At 46.7% G+C, this 24,465-nt stretch carries 11 protein-coding genes; 6 read left to right on the top strand and 5 right to left on the bottom strand.

Going from position 1 to position 24,465, the window contains the following annotated elements; all coding sequences use genetic code 11:
* Positions 1-100: 100 nt before the first annotated feature.
* Entirely contained in the window at positions 101-2,431 is a 2,331-nt protein-coding gene (locus HHL16_RS25360; RefSeq protein WP_169427133.1) for a T9SS type A sorting domain-containing protein, read from the bottom strand.
* Positions 2,432-2,687: 256 nt separating this feature from the next.
* The gene (locus HHL16_RS20130) at positions 2,688-3,365 is read right to left on the bottom strand and encodes a response regulator transcription factor (RefSeq protein ID WP_169427134.1); all 678 of its coding nucleotides are present in this window, start codon (positions 3,363-3,365) and stop codon (positions 2,688-2,690) included.
* 528 nt (positions 3,366-3,893) lie between these two features.
* Here HHL16_RS20130 and HHL16_RS20135 point away from each other — a divergent pair.
* Entirely contained in the window at positions 3,894-10,211 is a 6,318-nt protein-coding gene (locus HHL16_RS20135) for a T9SS type A sorting domain-containing protein (protein ID WP_169427135.1), read from the top strand.
* Between the two features lie 201 nt (positions 10,212-10,412).
* Here the strand turns inward: HHL16_RS20135 and HHL16_RS20140 are convergent, their stop codons facing one another.
* Positions 10,413-12,335, bottom strand: coding sequence for a sensor histidine kinase (locus tag HHL16_RS20140; protein ID WP_169427136.1), 1,923 nt, complete (start codon positions 12,333-12,335; stop codon positions 10,413-10,415).
* A 112-nt stretch (positions 12,336-12,447) separates the two neighbouring features.
* Between HHL16_RS20140 and HHL16_RS20145 the strand changes: the two genes are divergently transcribed.
* Together HHL16_RS20145 and HHL16_RS20150 are read left to right on the top strand one after the other, a co-directional pair.
* Positions 12,448-15,030, top strand: a complete 2,583-nt coding sequence (locus HHL16_RS20145; protein WP_169427137.1) for a DNA translocase FtsK — start codon at positions 12,448-12,450, stop codon at positions 15,028-15,030.
* Between the two features lie 127 nt (positions 15,031-15,157).
* Positions 15,158-15,805 carry an outer membrane lipoprotein carrier protein LolA gene (locus HHL16_RS20150; RefSeq protein WP_169427138.1) on the top strand — a complete coding sequence of 216 codons (648 nt, stop codon included), beginning with the start codon at positions 15,158-15,160 and terminating at the stop codon, positions 15,803-15,805.
* Between the two features lie 38 nt (positions 15,806-15,843).
* Here HHL16_RS20150 and HHL16_RS20155 read toward each other — a convergent pair whose 3' ends face one another.
* A complete protein-coding gene (locus HHL16_RS20155) occupies positions 15,844-16,422 on the bottom strand; it encodes a UbiX family flavin prenyltransferase (protein ID WP_169427139.1) in 579 nt (192 codons plus the stop codon).
* Between the two features lie 44 nt (positions 16,423-16,466).
* Here HHL16_RS20155 and HHL16_RS20160 point away from each other — a divergent pair, with 44 nt between their 5' ends.
* Positions 16,467-16,991, top strand: a complete 525-nt coding sequence (locus HHL16_RS20160) for a DUF255 domain-containing protein (RefSeq protein WP_169427140.1) — start codon at positions 16,467-16,469, stop codon at positions 16,989-16,991.
* Between the two features lie 1,109 nt (positions 16,992-18,100).
* On the opposite strand, the gene HHL16_RS20165 is transcribed toward HHL16_RS20160, so the two are convergent.
* Complete coding sequence (locus tag HHL16_RS20165; protein WP_169427141.1) at positions 18,101-19,363, bottom strand: pyridoxal phosphate-dependent aminotransferase family protein; 1,263 nt, start codon at positions 19,361-19,363, stop codon at positions 18,101-18,103.
* Positions 19,364-19,549: 186 nt separating this feature from the next.
* Here HHL16_RS20165 and pafA point away from each other — a divergent pair, with 186 nt between their 5' ends.
* Positions 19,550-21,193 carry an alkaline phosphatase PafA gene (gene pafA, locus HHL16_RS20170; protein ID WP_169427142.1) on the top strand — a complete coding sequence of 548 codons (1,644 nt, stop codon included), beginning with the start codon at positions 19,550-19,552 and terminating at the stop codon, positions 21,191-21,193.
* 389 nt (positions 21,194-21,582) lie between these two features.
* On the top strand, positions 21,583-24,420 hold the full coding sequence (locus tag HHL16_RS20175; RefSeq protein WP_169427143.1) for an insulinase family protein: 2,838 nt from the start codon (positions 21,583-21,585) through the stop codon (positions 24,418-24,420).
* Positions 24,421-24,465 lie beyond the last annotated feature (45 nt).

The following is a 24,465-nucleotide window of genomic DNA, read 5'->3' on the forward strand; positions in this document are numbered from 1 at the left end:
AGTATGTAGAAGAAGCAGAGCTGCTGTAAAATGTACAGCAGCTCTGCTTTCCTGCAATGCAGGATCCTGATTGATCAGGGTAGATCATTTCTATTGAACATTACCTCAGTTTGGTGATCTTATAACTTGAGGAATGCCCGTCGGCAGCCATGATCACAATATGATAGATGCCTTCCGGAAGATCGGAAATGCCTATGCTTTCCTGCTGCAAACTGCTTTTGACCTGTTTTAATAGCCTGCCCGTTACATCAGATACCTGGATGGTTTCATTCCCCGCTAATCCTTTCACTTTGATGGTATTTCTGGCCGGATTCGGGTATACAAGAATGTTATAACCATTCATTTTCACCTGACGGATCGGGCTATGCTTCCATTTCCCATCCCGGTCTACCTGTTTCAACCTGTAGAAGTTGACGCCATTGGCCGGGTCGGTATGTTTGTACTGGTACGATATTGGGCTGACGCTATTCCCTTCTATGGCTTTCGAGGCCTGGAAGGCGATCATTTTCCAGGTGCTGCCATCAACTGAATGTTCGATCTCAAAACCCCGGTTGTTTGATTCGGAGGCAGTGGTCCAGTCGAGCACTACACCACCTGTTTGCTTTGTTGCGGTAAAATCTGTTAAGGTTACCGGTAATGCGCAGGTGATATTGAAAGCCACGGTATCCTTTCCTACACAGCCACCCAAAGGTGTTGTGATATTCCAGGCAAACCTGTATTGACCAATAAGATCAAGATTATTGGCCGTTGTGGAACGGTTGGTGGGCGATACAATGGTTGGACTGACTCCTGCGGGACCGTCCACGAATGTCCAGAGACCAGTGCCGGCACCGGTTGAATTACCCAGTAGCGGTACAGAGTGGGTGCAGGCTGTTTGGCCAGAACCTGCATTCGAATTTATCATTTCTTCTACGTGTACCGTGAATGTGCCTGTCAGCGATGCACCGGTGCAGCCATATTCTGCGGTCAGTATGGGACCGGCGCCCGGTCCGTTGACTGCTGTAATGCTGAACACATAATCACCTGGCATGTTGAGATTTGAAATGGTGGTTGTTGCGCTGGTAAGACTGCGCAAACCTGTGGAAGTGTATGTAGGTGTAGCAGAGCCAGCTGGTTTACTTACTACAGCGAAATTGTAGTAGCCTCCAAATTCCTGCAAATAACTTGGATTCACCGCTCCCTTGTAAACGGCCGGAAGGGGAACAGTGGCCGATATTACAGCTCCTGCTGCAGTATAACAGGCACTGACATCCGATACTGCAACACTGGTGCGGCCATTATCGGAGATATGTATAAAATAATTCTGGTTATTATTGCAACTTCCATTGGAGGTAATCACTGAAAATGCATATGTTCCTACTTTCCATCCTCCCGCAGGAGGTGTTACAGTTGCTATTCTGTCGTAAGTGCCTGCTCCGGACAATGCAATTGTTGGAGATCCTCCTGGTGGTGCGATACCCCTGTTTGTAACTGTTGTTACTACAGTTGCAGGATCTGAAGGATCGATACTGAAATAGAAATTTTCAGGAGTTGTAGTGCCTGCCATACTATTGCAATGGATCTCTGCGCCCGAACCCACATTTGAATAGGTCACCAGTTGTTCGGGAGCTCCATGGCCGGCAGGTTGAAAATTGACATTACGGGGTTTGATACCATTAAAATTGTAAGTCAGTGTTGGCGTTGTATGGGTTCCGCAACTGTTTGTAACCGTTAGCTGAAACTGGTAGGTGCCAGCAATGTTGGCTCCTGTAAAAAAAAGTCTTCCTTCGTCACTGATCCGGTCAAACGTAAGGTTGGCACCGGCTGGCTGGCTGATCACATTGATGGAAATGGTGGTACCGGAACCAGCTGCACCGGAAGTGTTGGTGTAATTGGTTGCCAATATGGGAGAACCGGCAGAGGGAACAATAAATGGCGTATTGTTTCCTGCATCCCGGCACTCGGTGGTGGTGGCGGGATACAACAACACAGGGTTAGGTACAAATCTTACAATTGCAGTGTCTTCATAACTGCAGGTGTTATCGGCAGTAGTGATCCTCAGGATGGCATAATAAGAGGGATCGATCGTATGATTGGCCTTACTGATCAATGAAAACACTGGGGTAGCAGTTGTTGTATTGTCAAAAGTGGAATTGGTATTCACCGTTGTACTATACCTCCTCCAAGAATAAATATTCACTGCCCTCCATGAACCTGTAAACCCAGCTGGTATCACACCAGCAAGCGGGGTTGTACCAGTGGTTGCACAGACATTGGTTATATCCGGTCCGGCTGTAAAACCCGCAGGGCGTGGATGTGCGGTGATGGTAACCGTTGAAATAGCAGTGCCGGTTCCACAGGCGCGGGAAAGCCGGAATACATAATTACCGTCGGTAGTCATTCCCGTAACATTCGTTATCAGTGAATTGGGGGTGGCAATAGTGGGAACCACTGGTCCGGATAAAAATGTCCAGACAGGTGTTCCGGCGCCTGTTGTGCCGCTTTCTGTTCCTGTTAAAGTGGTGGAAGAGCCACAGACGGTCGCATTTCCGCCTGCGTTTATCGAGCAATTCTGAGCTTGTGAGGTTGGTGCACTAAAAATGAAAAAAAGTAGAAGTAGACCTGAAATGATTTTTTTTAAGAAGTTTCTTTTAAAATGTGATTTCTTGGTAAACATAAGCCAAGGTTTGATATGGTGACGGTAGGTATCATAATTCATCCAATTGAATAATGCCGTTCTGCAATGCAAACTTGATAACCCCTGCTAAATTCCTGGCTCCGATACGTCTGGTTATGCTGCTCCTGTATTGCTCTACGGTGCGTTCAGACAGATATAAATGACTGCTTATTTCTTTGTTGGTCATTTGTCTGCACAATAATCTTATCAGCTCAATTTCCTTTCCGGAAAATTTTGTATTGGCTATCAGATGCCTGATGGTATGGTCTTCATCGGAGTTTGAAAAGCGGTTCAGTATATGCGCCCGCGCCTCGCTGCAGAAATAATCCCTGCCTTCCATCAGTATTTGAATGGCCCGTATGAAATCATCGTCATTCTCTTTTTTTATCACATAACCGTTGATCCCGGATTGGAACATTTTTACGATCGTTTCCGCGGAATAGGTATAGGAATATGCCAGTACTCTGGTTGAAGGGATCTTGTATTTCAGTTCCCTCACCAGTATCTCACCCGTAGTGTCTGGAAGGGAATAATCAACGATGATCAGTTTAGGGAAGTGCTGCAGGGCTTTACTCATGCCGCTTGCCCCGTCATGCGCCATATAGAAATTTTCAAAGAGATCTCCTATCAGCAATTTTATGCCATTGGCCACCATCTTATGATCATCTATGACTAATACTGAATTGTATTTTGCCTGTTTATTTTCCATTGGGTAGGATGATATAGGGGTTATTCTGAGCCATCGCATACACTTGCTGCAGAGCTACCAGAGGTAAGAGTATAATCAACAGGGAAATACAGGTCATGCAGAGGTAGGTTATGGATATATACCAGACAAATCTAATGAAATAACGCTATGGTACTCCGCAGTATATAATTAATTGAGTATGGGAGTTGAACAATTACTATACCTTTTTTTGAAGGAATACGCAGTTGATTCCTGCCGATTAACCCATGATTTTTTGTGGCCTCCCGGCTGAGCGTAACGGGAAACCCTGATCGAATGCGGCATTTGCAGAAAAAATCATTTGTGGGATTTTTGCTGCTTTTCCTGCATCGAAATTGTTAGGGGATATCCTTTATTTCGATCTACGGGTTTACTATTATGTGGATTGTTCAGTTTGCAGCTTCAGGTATTACTGTATCTGAAAGCGAATCCTCATAATATGTCTAGTTTTAATACGAAATCTATTTTCGGACGGCTATTATCCATTTTCCTTTTCTAATTCCATCTTCTATGTACAAAAAATTGATCTGCTCTTTCGGGCTGGCAGGCATGTTGCTGCCATCCCTGTCCGTAAAAGGACAATCACCCGGCGGCGTTTCTGCAGCAGCCTGGTACCGGGCTGATATTATTTCAGGATTGTATACAGACAATGGTACCACTCAGGTATCCGACAACAGTCCGGTTTACAGGTGGAACGAATTCACCAACAAAGGATTTAATTTATTGCAGGCATCTTCCGGTGCAAGACCGGTCTACTCCAATGCCACTACCCTGGCAAATTTCAACCCAACCCTAACATTTGATGGCAGTAACGACTGGATGCAGTTCACTGCCGGAACTGGTATCAATATAATCGACAGAGCCGAAGGCACATTGTATGCAGCCGGCTTTATGAATGTTCAGAAACGCAATGGCCTGCTGGGTTTTCATCCTTCCATGGATTATCCCGGCCTGCATACTTTTGCATCTAACTTCAATCTGCTTTTCTTTACCGGCGGACCGGGCTATCAGGGACAAAGCTCAGCACCCATGGCAGCCAGGTCTTTTTTCACAGCAGGAGCAGGCTGGAAGAACGGAGCAGGAGCATCTGCCGGTTATGCAGCAGCTACTGTATCACTGAATGGCAACAGAACCGACTATTCGGGCAGCCAGCTCCAGAATGCAAATCTCTCCACGGGTGCCCGCGACCTACGGATCGGAGGAGATAATAATTACGGCGCTTTCAGCGGCCAGTTGAATGAGATCCTTGTTTTTGAAGACAAACTAACTACCACTCAGATGGACCAGGTAGAAACTTACCTGGCAATCAAGTATGGTACTACCTATGCCAATGGAAGCAGGGATTACAGGAACTCAACAAATGCCACCGTGTGGAATGCCACTGCCAATGCCGGCTGGCGCTACAATATTGCGGGTATAGCCCGGGATAATAACGGAGCGTTATATCAGAAACAATCCTGGAGCACCAATGAAGGGCGGCAGGTACTCATCGGCGTTGGATCGCTCGCCAATACAAATGCAGGCAACACAGGCAGCCTTACTGATGGGCAGTACCTGATCTGGGGCGATAATGGTCTTGCAAAAACAGCCACCGTTGCCATTCCCGGGATCACGGGTATCAGCCACAGGTTTGCGGCCACCTGGAAAGTGCAGAATGTGGGAGCTGTTGGCACAGTACGTGTTGCATGGCCCAAAAGCCTCATCAACCTGAAACTGATCCAGAGCTCTGATGCGGTATTTGATGCAACTGATATTGTTTCGGATATGGCTTCCAATGAAACAACTATCAATGGCATTGTTTATAATTATGTTGATGTAACTCTTGCGAATGGACAATTTTTTACTTTCGGTGCGAAGATTCCTGCTCCCGGTGGAGTAGTGGACGGATTGCTGATGTGGCATAAGGCCAATGACGGCGTAGTGACTTCAGGAGCAAAAAATAAATGGCAGGATGTTTCAGGCAATGGCAGAGACGTTACCCAGAACAACAATGCAACCTATCAGCCTTTGCTGGTTACAGACAATGCTTACAAGGCCGATAACAAAACCTATAATTTCAACTTCAATCCCTTCTATTATTTCGATGGGACCAATGATTTCTTCTACAGAGAAGGGGATCTGTATTTCCCCACCATCAATAGTGCCGGTTCCACATACGGTGTAATGTTCAACTCCGGCAGAGGTGGCTGGAACACGCCTTACGGATGGGCTGATGATGATCCCAATTTCTTCAGGTGGGATGAACGATACGAATTGTGGAGAGATAACGGACGTGCTATCATGACAACCGATATGGATGCACGTACACTGCCTGCCAACATCGGAGGGATGTCGTGGCGGGGAAATGGTATCAATGGCGTCTACATGAACATCAATGGTAAAACGTACAGCTCCACTACCACACATATCGGAACATTGAACGATAACAGAACTCCGCCCAACTTTGCCATCGGATCAGAAGGGCATAATGTAAAGGGAACTGGCAATGAGCAACATCAGGGAGGTATCTCCGAAGTATTCGCTTACAGTGTGGACCATCAGAATTCAGGGGGGAATGAAAAGCAAAGGATCAACTCCTACCTCGCTGTCAAATATGGTATCACGCTGAAAACGGAAGACGGAACATCCGTGCCCAATTACCTGAACAGTGCTTCCGCCATTGTGTGGAATGCCACCACCAATGCCGGTTATAACCACAATATTGCCGGTATTGCCAGGGATGAAAGCAGCGCCCTCCATCAGAAACAATCACAAAGTAATGAGGCCGGTCAGCAGGTACTGATTGGAACTACCGGTCTGGCCAATACGAATGCATTAAATGCTGTTCAGTTAACAATGAGTCAGTGGCTGGTTTGGGGAGATAACGGGCTTTCCCGATCTCCATCGCACGCCTTCAATCTCCCCGGCCGCCCTGGATTGAACCTTCGTTTTCCTGCAATCTGGAAAGTGCAGGTCACTTCATCTGCACCCACAGTTCGTGTAGCATGGCCACAGGGTATTTCCAATCTCCACCTGGTTCAGAGTTCCGATGATGTGTTTGATGAATCAGATGTATTTACGGATATGACTGTCAACACAACTACCATCAACGGAGTAGGGTACAATTATGCGGATGTTACGCTTTCCAACGGACAATATTTCACTTTTGCCGGTTATGTTGTAGGTCCGGGTAATGTAGCTTCTGCTGCCTGGTACCGTGCAGATGCAGACGGTCAGTTATTCTCTGATGCAGGGACTACAGCAGTTACCGACGGACAGGATGTTCAGCAATGGAATGAATACCGGGGTACGGGACATAATTTCGGTCAGTACGCAGGCCAGCAACGTCCTCGTTTCTCCAACGCAACAACTCTGGCGAATTTCAATCCAACCGTTACTTTTAATAATAATGCACGCTTATATTACAATCCGGATATTGCAAATCAGGTAATCGACAGAGCGAATGGATCGCTGTATGCTGCAGGGTATGTAAATACCCTCACACAGACAGGTTTCTTTGGATTTAATGAATCCAATGATGATGCGGGGTTACACATATTCGGCCCACAAAACAAATTGTTGTTCTATACAAGAACGGGCTCTGCATACACGGGATATAGCAGCAATGCATTTGCCAGCAAATCATATTTTACTGCAGGAGCAGGGTGGCAGAATGGAACCACTTACCTCGATAATGCCACTGTATCACTGAACGGTATCCGCACTGAATACACAACCACAGATAATATTCTGAATGTATTGAATACGGATAATAATGGCCGTGACATGATGATGGGGCTTGATGGTAATACTGGTGCATTGAACGGTCAGCTGAATGAACTGGTGGTTTTTGAACACAAATTGGATGTTGCGGAAATGGATCGCGTAGAAACATACATGTCCATTAAGTATGGAACTACTTTTGCCAATGGAACACGCGATTATAAGAATTCAATGAATGGTACCGTATGGAATTCCACATTGAATAACGGATATCACTATAACATTGCTGGTATTGGCCGTGATGAACTTGGCTCTTTATCACAAAAGCAATCATGGAGCACCAACGCAGGCAGACAGGTGCTGATCAGCACTACTGGCCTGGCCAATACCAATGCTACCAACACCGGTGTATTATCGAACGGTCAGTACCTGGTATGGGGCGATAATAACCTGGCCAAAGCACCCTCTGTAGACATAACTGGTATAGCTGGCATCAATAAGCGCTTTGCAGCTATCTGGAAAGTTCAGAACACCGGCAGTGTCGGTAATGTACGCGTAGCATGGCCAAAAGGGCTTACCAATATGAAGCTGGTGCAAAGCCCTGATGCAGTGTTCGATGCCACTGATGTATTCACAGACATGGCAGGAGCACAAACTGTTAATGGAGTGGAATATGCCTTTGTGGATGTTACATTAACCAATGGGGTGTATTTTACCTTCGCAGCTTTTGTTCAGGCACCCGGTGGTGTAACTAACGGACTGAGTCATTGGTACAGGGCAGATAAGCTCACTGAATCTGCAGGAACCGGTACCAGCCTGATAAAATGGACTGACTTCACTTCCGGCGTTGTTGCAGCCCAGCTTGGAACAGGTGCACTGCCTCAATTCAAAACCGGAGATTCCGCTTATTTCAACTTCAATCCCGGTATCAATTTTACAAATGCCAATCAGTCGCTCGGCAATATTGCAGAACCAACGCTCTCGTCTACTGACTTTGACATTTTCACATTAACGAAGGAGGGAATGGGCGGTACCAGGTTCTTTAATATAGGTATGAATAATACCACACTCAATGGAACTAACTGGGATCACCCTGGCTTATATGCCAGCGGTACGGTAGCAAGAAGAGATAATACGGGAGGTGCCCTTGTAGTTCCAAATCCTGGGAACATTAACTTCCTCTCCAATGTTTCCAGCATCATGTATCATCGTTTTACCAATACCTCAATGAGTAAAGGGCTCAATGGAAATGTTATGGGAACAGCTTCCACGCATTCTGCCAGAGGGCCTGTAACCGGAGGATTTATTTTCGGTTCCAATGCTGTTGATGTAGCCAATGGTGACGACGCAGGCTTCACCGGCAATATCGGTGAGCTGATCATCTATGGAAACGGAACCATTACAGCCGCGGAAAGGAATAAGGTTGATGCTTATCTGGCAATTAAATATGGTGTTACCCTCCATAACAGCAATAACTACACTACTTCGCAGGATGTAATTGTGTGGGATGCTGCTGCCAATTCCGGTTTCTACAATAACGTGGCAGGCATTGGTCACGATTTCAACTCAGCCCTGCTTCAAAAGCAAAGCAGGAGCCAGCATGCAAACACCAATGGACAGGTGATTCTGGCGCTGAACGCTATCGCTCCAACCAATGAGGCCAATACCAGCACAATTGCTGATGGTAAATTCCTGATCTGGGGAGATAACGGCAATACGCAACCTATGTCCAATACCTCCGGCACCTACACTGCATTCAGCTATGCAGGCAGCATCAATAACGGGCGCCGTATGAACCGCGTTTGGAAAGTGCAGAACACCGGTATTGCAGGTCAGTTGTTCATTCGCTTCCCGCAGGCTTCAGTAGGCACTACCACGCTCACAAACGACGCCTGTGCAGACTATGCCATCATCTTTGCCGATGATGCAGGTTTTACCACCAATGTTACTGCAGTAGCTCTTACATTGAACGGAACAAACTATGAGGCCACACACAACTTCCCCAATGGAGCCAGCTATTTCACTTTCGGAAGAGTAACACCGTTAAGTACAGGAACTGTATATCTGCCAGAAGTTGTAGAGACCACGGGTGAATACAATGATAATTGCGGAACAGGGGAATGGGCGCACTTCAATAAGGCCGGAGATGCAACACAAAAACTCCTGGGGCTTTCAGGTCTTACCAGCACGCAACTGAATAACCTGGATGTAACCATCACTCCTGAAGGTGTGAACTATAGCGGGCCGGTTCATACGTCTAACCTGATGCCGCGCATTGCATCGGTTGTTGATAATAATGCTTCTCCGCTTTCTACGGGTAAAATAAGGATCTATTACAGTGCAGATGAAATGAATGCAACCAATGTTCCGGCTGCATTAACCAGTGGCTGGTTCAGGTATAACGGTAATGCGGATGATGTGATCACTGATGTGTATGCAGACGGCCGTTTCACCGGAGGAAAAGCTCAGGCAATTGCTCCCAATGCCTCCGGCGTAGAAGATGGAATTTATTATGTAGAGTTCCATAATGTTCCTCTGGGTTCCAGCTTCGTTTACCTGTCATCCACAGAAAATCTGAGTGCAGTACTTCCGGTTACGCTGCTGTCATTTACTGCTCAGGCAGCAGGGGAGGCAGTAACGCTTAAATGGACCACCGGAAGTGAACAAAATAATAAAGGATTTGAAATAGAACGAAGCGCCGATGGCAATAACTGGAGCAGCGTTGGCTTTGTTGCATCCAGCGCTGTGAATGGCAATAGCAGCAGCCGGAAAGATTATGTGTATACAGACAAGATGCCGCTCACGGATAAAAATTACTATCGGTTAAAACAGATCAACTTCGACGGCGGATTCTCGCACAGCGCGGTAACTATGGTAAGATTCTCTTCTTCCCTTCATATTACAATTGCTCCGAACCCGGTGCTGAGTGATCTCAGGATCGAAGGGCTGAAAGGAAAGAATACAATCACTGTTACCAATGTATCCGGACAGATATTAAGAAATGTATCTGTTGACAGGGAACAAACTATAACAATCAACTTATCAGGATTTGTGCCGGGCGTTTATTTCTTAGCTATCCAAAATGAAAATGGTTCATTCAGCAGGCATAAAGTTCTGAAACGATAATTGGTCAGGTCAATCTCGGGTGGTTTTTCGGGGCCAGCGGCGTGAACGCAGCAAACTTCATCGATGAAGTTGACATCCTAGGTCGGTTAGAAAATTTGGTAGGTATCTTAACCGACGGAAATTTGTCTTTGCTGTTAGTATTGCTGCTGGCCTTTTTGTATTGGTCGATTTGCAGATCGATAATGCAGGTGTACAGAATTATTACAATGGAAGTATAAACAGCAGCACGGCACCGCCATCATTTTCTATCGAGAAGGTTCCTCCAATCAGTTCCATTCTGCGTTTCATATTGCTGAGACCGTTTCCGAAACGACGCAGTTTTTCTGTATCGATGCCCACGCCATTGTCGGCAATGCGCACCATCAGCTGGTTGTCGCGTGCAATGATTTCAATAACGAGTTTGGAGGCTTGCGAGTGTTTTATTGCGTTGTTCAATGCCTCTTTGATGCTGAGGAAAATATTGCGGCGTTTCTCTCCCGAAATATCCGATTGCGGAATTACAGCAGGAACACGCACGGTACAATCGATATGTGTATTGTCGAAATATTCTATCGCATGCGCGCGGATGTAGGCTACGAGACTCTCCACCGTATCATTCGAACTCTTCATGGTCCAGATGATGGTGTTCATCTTTCCGAGCAGGTCGTTGGCCGAATTGGAAATTTTTTCCAGCTCAGGAAAGCTTTGGTCTTTCATGCGGCTCTTCAATATCTCACTCATCAGCCGGATGGCTGTTACGCCCGATCCGAGTTCATCGTGCATGTCTGCGGAGATGCGGTCGCGTTCGTGTTGCGTAGCTGTTACTACGGCCATCTGCTTCTCGAATTCTTTTCTTTCGTTCTCCAGTTTCAGTCTTTCCCGCTCCTTTACCCGCTCGATGATATCGCGCCGGTTCTTGTAAGCGAGTCCCGAAAGGAAGAGGATCAGTTCTACCACCAGTCCCATTTCGTAGTAGAAGAGGGCGCGGTTCAATAGCTGCATTTCTGAAAAGGTCCAGCCGAACATGATGATGCCCTGTGAAATGATGGAGAAGAAGATCAATGCAAAACTTCCTCCTGCGAGGTAGTTCAGCAGCGTGTCGTTCTTTTTGATGCTGTACACAATGAACATGATGGCGATCAGGAAAAAGAAGATCTTGATCACAAACTCCATGTTGTTGAGTACAATGTATTTGTTGGTAGAGAAGTAGAGTATGGTGAAAACCAGACTGAGTATGCTTAACGGCCAGAGCGTGATGCGCAGGAATTTATCCAGCCATGGATGGTTTTCTTTGGTATTGAGAAATTTTCTTACAAAGATCAGATAGGTGAATACGCTGGCGATCATGATCATGAAATCCAGGTATTCCTCATAAAAATAATGGAACCAGGATGCCGACAGGCTCATGAACGATTTTAGAAAGAGCAGCGTAGCAGTACAGAGCGTGTAAATGGCGTAGTAAATGAATTCTTTGTTTCTGTTCTGTACATACACGGCCAGCGAGTAGAAGATCATCATCAGCATTACGCCTGCTACAACATAGGTAACTATATCCAGCTCGTAGTCGAGGCTTCGTTTGCGCATGATCCATGCGTTCATGTAATCTGTTCTGATCAGATAAGGCGTGAATATGTTGATGTTGGTTCTTACGAAATTGAAGCGGCAGAAATACACGGCACTTTCGTTTGGGCCGAGATAGATGAGCCGGGCGCCTTTGAATCGCTCACACATTTCTCCGGCGGGTTGCAGCTTGTATCCTTCTTCGGGTTTGTCTGCAGTGAATTTGTACAACATGATGTCCCTGCAATAGATGCCGGGGAGAAAGAACATATACCTGCCGGAGTCGCTGTTGTTCACAATGGCGAAACGGAGGTAGTTATCCTTTTCCATCAGTTCGGAGGATGGCGGATAATGCGGCATGTACCTGCCCAACTTTCCGGGCTTGAACGGCAGATAGGGAATGGCCGAATCGGCAATCTTAGTTCCTTTGGGGAGGGACGCAAACCAGCAGTTCTTTCCAATAGCGGAATCCAGCCTGATCTTCGCAATATCGATCACAGCACTATCATTCTGAGCCTGTCCCCGGAGGGCAAGAACCAGCGTGAGAAGCAGTAAGAGAGGTTTCAGGTAATGGTTGTTTGTCATCCTGGGTTTGGTGCCGTCCGTTATTTGACATTGTAAAATACAATTTTTCCAATGCTGGTAAAGCTTTTATTTGTTATATGACAGTTGTTTTCTACTGCTTATCTTTGTGCCCATGGCCAATCGCTTAAAGGGTAGCAAAAGCAAGGCACCCGATCCGGATAAACTGAAACCTGAAACCGAAGTACAGGTTACCGTAAAGGAATTGGTGAAGGATGAACGTACTCACAAGATCGCCGGAACGGTATCCCTGTTGCTCTGCGTATTTTTCTTTATTGCATTCGTATCTTATCTGTTCACCTGGAGTGAAGACCAGGACAAGGTCTTCAAAGGTGCATCCATACTATTGCCTTCCACCGAAGTGAAAACCAGCAACCTGCTGGGCAATATCGGTGCTTACGTATCACATCAGTTTTTTTATAATGCCTTCGGCATCGCATCCTTCCTTTTCTGTTCCTTCTTTTTTGTACTGGGGGTAAACGGATTATTCGGAAGGAAACTGTTCTCCGTATGGCGTAACCTGCGTTATCTCATCGCAGGCGTGCTGTATTTCAGTGTGGCCGCTGAGTTCTTTGCGGGTGGAAGCGATTTCCCCTGGGGCGGTGCACTCGGCAATATGCTCAGCGGATGGCTGGTGAAGATGATCGGGAATATCGGTACGTTCATTCTGCTCTTCGCAGGTGGACTGGCCTATATCATCTGGCGTTTCAATCCCACCTTCAAGGTACCGAGCAGGCCCAAACGCCCTGTACCCGTTCCTGCGAATGTAGATGCAGAAACAGGTGAAGTGCTGGAAAATGCGCAGCCCGAAGAGAAAGAAGAACCCAAAAAGCCCGGCAGAAAGAATGGACTGAAAAAAGATGCAGGCGCCATGGTAGCACCTCCGCCGGTGGTGGAGGAAGAAGAACCCATGGAACTGCAGATGATAGAAAAAGACGAAGAGCCCGAAGAAGAGGAGGAGGAAGAGGAAGCTCCGTTCGATGAAGAGGAAGAAGTAGAGGAGGAAGAAGAAATCGAAGAAGAGGAAGACGTGGAGGAGGAAGAAATTCCCGAACCTGTGGCAAAACCGGTTTCGAAGGGCAGGATCCCTGTTGCTCCTGAACTCGAACTCGAAATAAAGAATCTGGGTGAAGGCGAAGAAGGAGAGGAAGCGGCAATTGCAGAAGAAGAGGCGGTAAATCCTGCTATTCTGGCGCCATACGAACCGACCCTCGATCTGCGCGATTACAAATATCCCGGCCTCGATCTGCTGGAGCAGCACGGAAGTGAGAAGATAGTGCAGGATCCGGCAGAGCTGGAGACCAACAAGAACCAGATCATCAACACGCTGAAGAACTACGATATTCATATCCAGAAGATCAGCGCTACGGTGGGTCCTACGGTTACTTTGTATGAGATCGTTCCTGCGGCGGGTGTACGTATTTCGAGGATCAAGAATCTCGAAGACGATATCGCATTGAGCCTTGCGGCACTGGGTATCCGTATCATTGCGCCGATCCCCGGAAAGGGCACCATCGGTATCGAAGTACCCAACGTAAAGAAAACGGTGGTGAGTATGCGCACACTGCTGGCTTCGGAGAAATTCCAGTTCAATAATCATAGTCTGCCGATTGCCATCGGTAAGAAGATCGATAACGACAACTTCATTGTAGACCTGGCTACCATGCCGCACTTGCTGATGGCGGGAGCTACAGGTCAGGGTAAATCGGTTGGTCTCAACGCCATTCTGGTGTCGCTGCTCTACAAAAAACATCCGTCGCAGCTGAAGCTGGTACTGGTGGATCCCAAGAAAGTGGAGTTGAGTTTGTATCGTACCATCGAGCGTCACTTCCTCGCCAAACTGCCCGGGGAAGAAGAAGCCATCATCACCGACACTAAAAAAGTGATCAATACGCTCAATGCCTTGTGTATTGAGATGGACAACCGGTACGATCTGCTTAAAGAAGCAGGTACCCGCAATATCAAAGAGTACAACGAAAAATTTGTGAAGCGCAGACTGAACCCGCAGAAAGGGCATCAGTACCTGCCATTCATTGTACTGGTAGTGGATGAGTTTGCAGATCTGATTATGACGGCTGGTAAAGAAGTGGAAATGCCGATAGCACGTCTCGCGCAGCTGGCGCGTGCGGTGGGCATTCACCTCATCATTGCCACACAGCGTCCGTCTGTGAATATCATCACCGGTACCATCAAGGCCAACTTCCCTGCGCGGATCGCCTTTAAGGTATCTTCAAAAATCGACTCCCGCACCATTCTCGATACCGGCGGCGCTGAGCAGCTGATCGGTAAAGGGGATATGCTGATCTCTTATAATGGAGAGCTCACCAGACTGCAATGTGCTTTTGTGGATACGCCCGAAGTGGAAAGTGTCTGCGAAACCATCGGCAATCAGAATGGCTACCCGCAGGCATTCCTTTTGCCTGAATACGTAGATGAGAAAGATATGGAAGGAAAGGATTTCGATCTGGGCGACCGCGATGCCCTCTTCGAAGATGCCGCCAGAGTGATTGTTCAGAATCAGGTAGGTTCCACCTCACTGCTGCAAAGGCGCATGAAGCTCGGATACAACCGGGCAGGCCGCCTGATGGATCAGCTAGAGGCAGCCGGAATTGTAGGCCCAAGTCAGGGTTCAAAAGCCCGCGATGTGCTTATCAAAACCGAAGTGGAGCTCGAACAGCATCTGGCCAATTTCATCTAAGCGTTTGACTGCCATTCTCTAGTAAAATGTTAATGTGGGAACCCCCATGCAAACCCCCGTGTATAATTTACGTCTAACTTGTGCCGCCTAAATAATATCTTTGCGGCCCTTACGAAAAGTAAACCAGATGAAGAAAATATCTTTATTTTTTGCAATTGTTATTGCTTCTTTCTCAACGTTTGCTCAGGGAAATGACCCTGCTGCAAAAAAAATCCTGGACGCGGTTAGCGCTAAATTCAAATCCTTCAAAGGAGTTCAGGCAAACTTTACCCTGAAAAACGAAGACGAAAAAGGGAAAGTGCTCGGCACCAAAAAAGGAACCGTTGCCATGAAAGGCAACAAGTACAAAGTGAATATCACCGGACAGGAGATCTTCTGCGATGGTGTTACCGTTTGGACTTACGACAAATCTGCCAATGAAGTAACCATCACCAAGGCAGACAACGGAGCAAGCACCCTCACTCCACAAAAATTATTCACCAATTTCTACGATAAAGATTTCCTCTACAAACTCAATGGTGAGAAAAAAGAAGCAGGAAAAACTGTGCAGGAAATTGAAATGACACCCGTTGACAAAACCAAACTCTTCCACAAGGTTTATCTTCAGGTAGACAAAGCCACTTCAACACTTTACAGCACCAAAGTGCTCGATAAGAATCAGAACAGATTTACTTACACGGTTAATTCAATGAATGGTAAAGTTGCGCTTGCAGATGCCAGCTTCACTTTCGACAAGAAGAAATATCCCGGCGTGGAAGAGATCGATCTCAGGTAACAGAACCCGCACTGTATGCGGGTTTCAGCGGAACAGATTTATTTGCTTCCCCACCTGAAAGTTTTGATATCGAACCCGGCCAGATCGAGCATTCTGTCGGTAACAGTAGCGGCCACTTCTTCGATAGTAGTGGGTTTGCTGTAAAACGACGGAGTAGCAGGGCAGATGATGCCCCCGGCCAGTGTAAGCGTTTCCATATTACGGATATGAATCAGATTATAAGGCGTATCTCTCACTAAGCAGATGAGGGTACGCCTTTCTTTTAAGATCACATCTGCCGCGCGTGTGATGAGGTCCGAAGAAATGCCATTGGCAATTCTGCCCATGGTTCCCATGGAGCAGGGAGCAATGATCATCGTATCGAACTTACCTGAGCCCGATGCAAAGGGCGCAAGGAAATCTGTATTGGACCAGGTAGTGATATTATGGGCAGGATTGTGCAACAATTGCTCGTAGTCTTTATTATCCAGCTCCGTTTCCCAAACCTGTTTGGCATTATCCGTCATCACTACCGCCAGCTCCGACCACTGATCGGGGATAGCCAGCAATTTTTCTATTACCTGCTTCGGGTAGATGGAACCACTGGCTCCTGTTACCGCCAGCACTATTTTGCGCATAGTATTTGAGTTATGTTTGTATCTTATTCTAAACAAAAGTAAGTATGCAAACCCTGAAACTTGTGATTTTGTTCAGTTGGGTCACCATTTTTTCCTGTGCACAGCGACCCGAAGAACGCGGAAAGGTGAACTGGAGAACGCTGGAAGACGTGGCAGCAAAGTTTAAGCAGGAAAAGAAACCAGTGCTCATCGATTTGTATACCAACTGGTGCGGATGGTGTAAAGTGATGGATAAACGCACTTACGGCAATGCCAAAGTGAGTGCATACATCAATGAGAAGTTCAGTGCTGTGAAGCTGAATGCAGAGACTAAGAAAACACTCAGCTGGAATGGCAGGGATTATGAGTTCAACCCACGTATGGGGACAAACGATTTTGCTGTCTGGCTTACAAACGGACAATTATCCTATCCCACTACAGTATTCATACCTGCCGATGGAGAGCCGCAGGCGATACCAGGTTTTCTGGCGCCGGCAGAATTTGAGTTGCTCGTAAAATATTTCGGGGAAGGACAGTATGGAAAAGTGTCTTTCGAGAAGTGGCAGAAAGAATTTAAAAGCAGCTGGTAAAGCCGAAAAATCTCAGCAGATAATATTTGCAGAAACTGTATAACCAGCTTGCAGTTTCCGATCGGAGCCTTGCTTCGGATCTCTTGTCTGGACCAATCATTCAACAAATGCATAAAGTTGTTGAATGATTTTTTTTTGATGATGTGGCCGCTGATTTTCTGTTTCACTTTTTATTATGCAGGTGTTGAACTTCTTCAACAAATTTTTTGAACTGATGATGCTGTACGGTTTGCATTATTTCATGCTGCAAAATCGAAAACGCTGAAAGCCTTTGTTGGCAAGTGTTTCAGCGATTCTGTTGTTTTCTGCTTTCTTGATATTTATTAAGATTTTATTAAAACAAGTTCTATTTCCAACAACTGAAGATGCTTACAAAATCGTTTACTACACGATTTTGCAAACACTGAACAACTGTTAGTGTGAATGAAGGTATCTGCAAACGATTATGCATTTATCCGATTTAGTTTTTATAGAAAAAAAAAGTAAGCTATGCAACCATTGTTTCACCACTATCATCTTATATTTGAATTTTCATAGGATAAGGTTTAATGGTTAATGGTATTTGATTAGTGCGGCCTCCTTTCCAGGAGGCCTTTTTTATGCCCATACTGCATGGTTGCTCTCAAATTATAACTGACTGATCGCATTCTCCTGATGCAAAAAAAATTACAGATACGGTTATACTTCACTGTCACTTTTTCAACTATTTCTACGTCTTTAAGCTGTCTGTCTCTCTCTTCAGATTTTCTACAATTTCTTCACTGAATTCTTCCTTCGGATGCTGCAATTCTTCACCGCATATCCTTCGTTTTTGCCCAATTTCCATCATTTAGCATGGGCTTCATTTTCAACTACATCCAGTCATCAAGTCCACATCAACTCCACCTCATGTCCAGCTTAACTCCACTGGGCGCCGACTAAGCGTTATGTCTGCCTGCAGTGAACTTGCACTGAGCCTGCAATAACAAGGCAGTAAATAAGCATAAAGCAGGCAATTCTGAGTGCTGCTGCATAGGTGTAATCGGGTGGGAGCTTATAGTGAGCAGGAGGGATACAAAAGTAAAAGCCGCCTCTTTCGAGACGGCTCTGTATCTGGAATTTCTTCTTTCTTATTTTGCTTCAGCCATATCAGGGATAGCTGCAACTTTGTACTCACCTGCATCCAGTTTCTTCTTCGTGATCTCGAATGCATTCAGCGTTGCCTGAATATCCTCATCGGTATGCACTGCTGTAGGAATGAGGCGGTAGATGATATGTCCTTTCGGAATTACAGGATACACCACAATCGAACAGAAGATGCCGTGGTTCTCGCGGAGATCCATTACCATCGCAGTAGCTTCTTCCACACCACCTTTCATGTACACGGGCGTTACCACTGAATCGGTTTTGCCGATATCGAATCCTTTTTCTTTCAGACCCTTTTGCAGTTTCAGTGCATTGCTCCAGAGTTTTTCTTTCAGTTCAGGATTGGTACGCAGCATTTCCAGACGCTTGAGGTTGCCCATTACCAGTGGCATTGGCAGGCTCTTCGCGAAGATCTGGCTGCGGATATTGTAACGAACGTAGTCTATGATTGCTTTCGGTCCTGCGAGGAAGGCTCCGATGCTCGCCATAGATTTAGCGAATGTAGAGAAATACAGATCGATCTGATCCTGCACGCCCTGCTCTTCGCCAGCGCCGGCGCCGGTTTTGCCGAGGGTACCGAATCCGTGCGCATCATCGAGGAGAATACGGAAACCGTACTTTTCCTTCAATGCACAGATCTCTTTGAGTTTGCCCTGATCTCCTGCCATTCCAAACACACCTTCGGTGATCACGAGAACACCGCCGGCGCCTTGTTTGCTGATGATGGCATTGGCACGCTGCAATTGCTTTTCAAAATCTTCAATATCGTTGTGTTTGTACACGTAGCTATGTCCAACATGCAGACGGAGACCATCGATAATGCAGGCATGGCTTTCTGCATCGTACACAATCACATCGTGACGGCTGCACAGAACATCGATGATGCTCACCATACCCTGATAACCGAAGTTGAGCAGAATAGCGTCTTCTTTTCCTTCGAATGCCGCCAGCTCCTGTTCGAGTTGCTCATGGTTATTGCTGTTACCGCTCATCATGCGGGCACCCATCGGGAGTGCAAGGCCATACTGGGCAGCTGCGTCCGCATCTACTTTTCTGATCTCCGGATGATTCGCCAGTCCGAGGTAATTGTTCAGGCTCCAAACAATCATTTCCTTGCCACGAAACTTCATTCTGTTCGCGATTTCGCCTTCCAGTTTAGGAAATGCAAAATATCCGTGCGCTCTTTCGCGGTGCTGGCCGATTGGACCACCTGAGTTTTTCAGCAATCTGTCAAAAATGTCTGCCATATTAAAGGATTATTAAAAAATAGAATGTTTCTAAATGCTTTTCTGCTGATCCCTAACTGCCTCACAATCTGCTGCTCACCTATGGATGAGACCAACACAATTGCGCAAAAATAACGTTTTTTGAATTGATGGGGTGTGATTTACCTTTCCTGCATTCATCCTTATATTTGCCCCAAATCTCAACGAATGCGTAAATTCTTTCCCCTGATGGCCCTGGTTCTGATTGTTTCTCAGGCCATTGCCCAATCCAAAAAAGGTTCCGCCAACGTTCCCAACCGCCCTAAACTTGTAGTTGGCGTGGTTATCGATCAGATGCGTTGGGATTACCTCTATCGTTATTACGACCGCTATGCAGGCGACGGCGGATTCAGACGCCTGCTCGATAAAGGATTCTCCTGTGAGAACACCTTCATCCCATACACACCCACTTACACCGCTTGCGGACATACCTGCATCTATACAGGAAGCGTGCCATCCATTCACGGCATCACCGGAAATAACTGGTATGATAACGAATTGAAGCGTAGTGTTTATTGTACGGAAGACAAATCTGTTAAATCTGTAGGCACCACTACCGATGCCGGAGTGATGAGCCCTAAGAATATGCTGGCCACCACCATCACCGACGAGCTGAGGCTCGCTACCAATTTCAGAAGCAAGGTGGTAGGCGTGGCCATCAAAGACCGCGGCGCTATTCTGCCTGCTGGCCATTCGGCAAATTCTGCTTTCTGGTACGATAGCAAGACCGGAGATTTTATCACTTCTACCCACTATATGAACGATCTCCCTCAGTGGGTGAAAGATTTCAATGCACAAAAGCTCACCGATAAATATTATGCGCAGGGCTGGAACCTGCTCTATCCCGCAGACAGCTACACCCAGAGCACTTCCGATGTGAAGGATTATGAAGCAAAGCCGTTCGGCGCCGATCAGAAAGGCTTCCCGTACGATCTCAAACGTTTCATCGGAAAAAGTTATGGCACGATTTCCAGCACACCTTATGGCAACACGCTCACTGCTGAAATGGCCAAAGCTGCTGTGAAGAACGAACAACTTGGCGCAGACGCTATCACCGATTTCCTCGCAGTAAGTTTTTCTTCTCCTGATTATATTGGTCATGCTTTCGGCCCCAATTCAATGGAAGCGGAAGATGGTTACCTGCGTCTCGATAAAGAACTTGGCGATCTTTTCAGATTCCTCGATGAGACCGTTGGCAAGAACGATTACCTGCTCTTCCTCAGTGCCGACCACGGCGTGGTGCATGTACCCGGATTCTCCAAAGAGAACAGACTGCCTGGCGGAACCATCGACGATGCAGTTTGGATGAAAGCTCTGGAACAGCCTCTGCAGGCGGCTTTCGGCGCATCGAAGATCATCACCGGTACATGGAATAACCAGGTCTTCCTCAATCACTCACTGATCGATTCGCTGAAACTGAACGAAGAAGACATCAAAAACTTCATTGTAAAATACATCAGCAAACAGGAAGGTGTTGCGCGCGTATTCCCTGTGGACGAACTGATGGAGGTACCGCTGCCTGCAAAAGTGCGCGATATGATCGCCAGCGGATACTATCCAAGACGCTGCGGAGATATTCAGTACATTCTGCAACCAGGCTGGATCGATGGCGGCCCAACAGGCACCACACACGGCCTCTGGAACCCTTACGATTCCCATATTCCGCTGGTGTTCTACGGATGGGGTATCAAACCCGGCAAAACAAACCGCGAAACTTACATGACCGACATTGCACCAACCATCGCTGCCATGCTGCGCATTCAGATGCCCAGCGGAACAGTGGGCCATGCGATCACGGAAGTGGCGCACTAGACGATCATCGTTTATTTGAACGGTGCACATAAAATTTTTATCCCGGTTGCTGATGCAACCGGGATTTTTTTTTACTGCGGAAGGTTATTCTTTATGGTCACATTCGTTCTATGTGCTGAGTATACATCATTCCCGTTTTTCCCATTCGCAAATGAATTGCACCGGTTTGCATTTCAATTGCCGGTGTTTGTGGAACTGCGCGCTGAAGTGTACGCTCTACTATGTATTTCAGCGGACTACTGACAGACTTTTCATGTTACGTTAAACAAAACATAAAACGTCCGGAGGATATCCTTCAACTTGTTGGTCCGCTGCGTTTTTAATTACATCAGCGGAGACTAACATATGTTTGCATCCGTTACATTTGCACCTACAAAATTTATTCTTTTATGCTCAAACCTGTTACAACGCTGAAGCAATGGGCCGTGCTGGTACTGATGGTTCTCTGCGCCGCAGGCGTTACTGCTCAAGTGAAATTGAACGACAGGATCCCGCTGGATCCTAAAGTGAAGACCGGCAAACTGCCCAACGGTCTCACTTATTACATCAGGCAGAATAAGAAACCCGAACAGAAAGTAGACCTGCGTCTGGTACTCAATGCAGGCGCTATCAATGAAGACGACGATCAGCAAGGCCTCGCGCATATGGCCGAGCACATGGCCTTCAACGGAACAAAGAATTTCAAGAAGAACGAGATCGTATCTTTTTTGCAGAATATCGGAGTAGGTTTCGGATCTGATCTCAATGCATACACTGCATTCGATCAAACCGTATACATCCTTCCCATCCCAACTGATAAACCCGGAAACCTCGAAAGCGGTTTTCAGATTCTCGAAGACTGGGCACACAATGTATCTTATCTCACGGAAGACATCAATAACGAGCGCAACATCATCATCGAAGAAGGCCGTCAGGGCAAGAGCGCTGATGAAAGAATGTTCAAGAAGATCTATCCCGTTCTTTTCCAGGGATCGAAATATGCCAACAGACTGCCTATCGGTCTGGAGTCGCTGATCAAAACTTTCCCTCCCGATGCCATGCGTCGTTACTACAAAGACTGGTACCGTCCGAATCTGATGGCAGTGGTTGTAGTGGGTGATGTTGATCCTGCGAAAGCAGAAGCCCTGATCAGAAAGCATTTCACCGGTTTAAAAAATCCAGTGAAAGAACGCAAACGCGAGTATGCCGATGTACCTGCTTACACAGCAAACAAAGCAGCGGTGATCACCGATAAGGAAGCTACTACCTATACTGTTTCTCTAAACTATTCTCCGTTCAAAACAACCCCAACAGTTACTGTAGCCGACTATCGCAAAGACCTCATCAGAAACCTCTTCATCAGCCTGGTGAATCAGCGTCTGGGAGAGTTGGTGCAAAAAGAGAATCCCCCTTATCTGATGTCTCAAAGCAGCCTCAGTTCTTATGCAAGAGGATATGCCCAGTTCAGTGCTTTCGCCGCCGCTGGTACCGGTGATGTGAGCCGCTCACTGAAGGCAATGCTCGAAGAACTGGAGCGCGTTAAACGTTATGGCTTCACCGCTACCGAACTGAAACGCATTCAGCTGAACTTCCTGGCTAACTACGAAAGAGCTTACAACAACCGCGACAAAGCTGAGTCTGATGGTTACACCGAAGAGTATATCAATCACTTCCTCGAGCAAGCGCCTTCTCCCGGCATTGCCAAAGAATTTGAATATGCAAAAGCACTCGTGCCTACCATTACTGTAGAAGAAGTGAATGCATTTTCCAACGAACTGAAAAAACACAGCAAATACGTTGTGTACGTAACAGGCCCTGAAAGCGCTGCCGGTACACTGCCTTCAGAACAGCAACTGCTCAACATCGTAGACGGTGCTGAGAAAGCTGATGTAAAACCTTACGAAGAAAAGAACCTCGGCGAGAACCTGCTGAAAGAAATGCCCAAAGCAGGAACCGTTACCAATAAGACCACCAATGCCAAACTCGGTACTACCGAACTCACACTGAGCAATGGTTTGAAAGTAACACTGAAGCCAACCGATTACAAGAACGATCAGATCCTGATGGCCAGCTCTGCATTCGGAGGAAAACAGAATTTCGATGCACCTGCCGACAAATACAATGCTGAATATTTCAGCGCTGTAGTGCCTACCATGGGTATGGGAGATTTCAGTCCGATCGATCTCCGCAAGATGCTTTCCGGTAAGGCAGTAGGAGTGAAGGTATCTGTATCCGGCTACTCTCACGGACTGAGCGGAAGCTCTTCTGTGAAAGATCTGGAAACACTCTTCCAATTGGTATACCTGCAGATGACTGCTCCGAGAAAGGATATGGAGCTGTTCAATTCTTTCCTGCAGCGCAACAAATCGCAGTTCGCCAACATCAATGCCAATCCGCAGGCGTACTTCGTAGACAGCCTCTACAAAGTGCTGTACAATAACAATCCTAAAACGCCTATTCAGGTTCCGCACAGCGAGTTCTTCGATCAGATCAACGTAGACCGTTGCATCGAGATCTACAAAGAGCTCTTTGGTAATGCTGCAGGCACCGGATTTGTATTCACCGGAAGTTTCAAAGAAAGCGAGATCATTCCGCTCATCGAGAAATACATCGCGTCTCTGCCTGTTACCGGCAAACCATTGCAGGTAGTGGACAATAAAGTGCGCATGATCGAAGGTGCGAATGATTTCAAACTGAACAGAGGTACAGATCCGAAGAGCCTGATCCTGGCGATCTACGAAGGCGAAACACCCTACAGTAAGGATATGGCGCTGAAAGCAGCTGCAGTGAGCGAAGTGCTCAACATCCGCATCATCGAAGAGCTCCGCGAAAAAATCCAGGGCATCTATGGTGGAGGAAGCAGTGCGTCTCTCGACAAATATCCTTACAGCTCTTACAGCTTCATGCTGCAATTGCCTTGCGGTCCTGAAAAAGCAGACACGCTGATTAAGGCCGTGAAGAAAGAGATCAAAGATCTCACTGAGAAAGGGATCGACAACAGCTATCTCGACAAAGTGAAGAAGCAGTGGATCGAGAGCTACAAGGCCAACTTCAAAGACAATGGCACATGGCTCGGTCAGTTGCTCGATGCTCAGATCGAAGGAACTGATGGCGATCGTTTCCTCAACTACGAAAAATACGTGAACGCGCTTACTGTAAAAGATGTACAGGAAGCAGCGAAACTGATCTTCGGAGGAAAGAATTCTTTCTACGCATTGCTGATGCCTGAGAGTGCAGGTTCTAAATAACCGCAAATACATAATACTGTGCAGAGGCTGACCCAAAAGGTCAGC

This window comes from Pseudoflavitalea sp. G-6-1-2 (assembly GCF_012927185.1).
In the GTDB taxonomy this organism is placed as follows: domain Bacteria; phylum Bacteroidota; class Bacteroidia; order Chitinophagales; family Chitinophagaceae; genus Pseudobacter.

Bases quoted from the DNA above. Each gene is read 5' to 3' on its own strand.
- HHL16_RS20130 (WP_169427134.1), bottom strand. From the start codon at position 3,365: ATGGAAAATAAACAGGCAAAATACAATTCAGTATTAGTCATAGATGAT.
- HHL16_RS20135 (WP_169427135.1), top strand. From the start codon at position 3,894: ATGTACAAAAAATTGATCTGCTCTTTCGGGCTGGCAGGCATGTTGCTG.
- HHL16_RS20140 (WP_169427136.1), bottom strand. From the start codon at position 12,335: ATGACAAACAACCATTACCTGAAACCTCTCTTACTGCTTCTCACGCTG.
- HHL16_RS20145 (WP_169427137.1), top strand. From the start codon at position 12,448: ATGGCCAATCGCTTAAAGGGTAGCAAAAGCAAGGCACCCGATCCGGAT.
- HHL16_RS20150 (WP_169427138.1), top strand. From the start codon at position 15,158: ATGAAGAAAATATCTTTATTTTTTGCAATTGTTATTGCTTCTTTCTCA.
- HHL16_RS20155 (WP_169427139.1), bottom strand. From the start codon at position 16,422: ATGCGCAAAATAGTGCTGGCGGTAACAGGAGCCAGTGGTTCCATCTAC.
- HHL16_RS20160 (WP_169427140.1), top strand. From the start codon at position 16,467: ATGCAAACCCTGAAACTTGTGATTTTGTTCAGTTGGGTCACCATTTTT.
- HHL16_RS20165 (WP_169427141.1), bottom strand. From the start codon at position 19,363: ATGGCAGACATTTTTGACAGATTGCTGAAAAACTCAGGTGGTCCAATC.
- pafA (WP_169427142.1), top strand. From the start codon at position 19,550: ATGCGTAAATTCTTTCCCCTGATGGCCCTGGTTCTGATTGTTTCTCAG.
- HHL16_RS20175 (WP_169427143.1), top strand. From the start codon at position 21,583: ATGCTCAAACCTGTTACAACGCTGAAGCAATGGGCCGTGCTGGTACTG.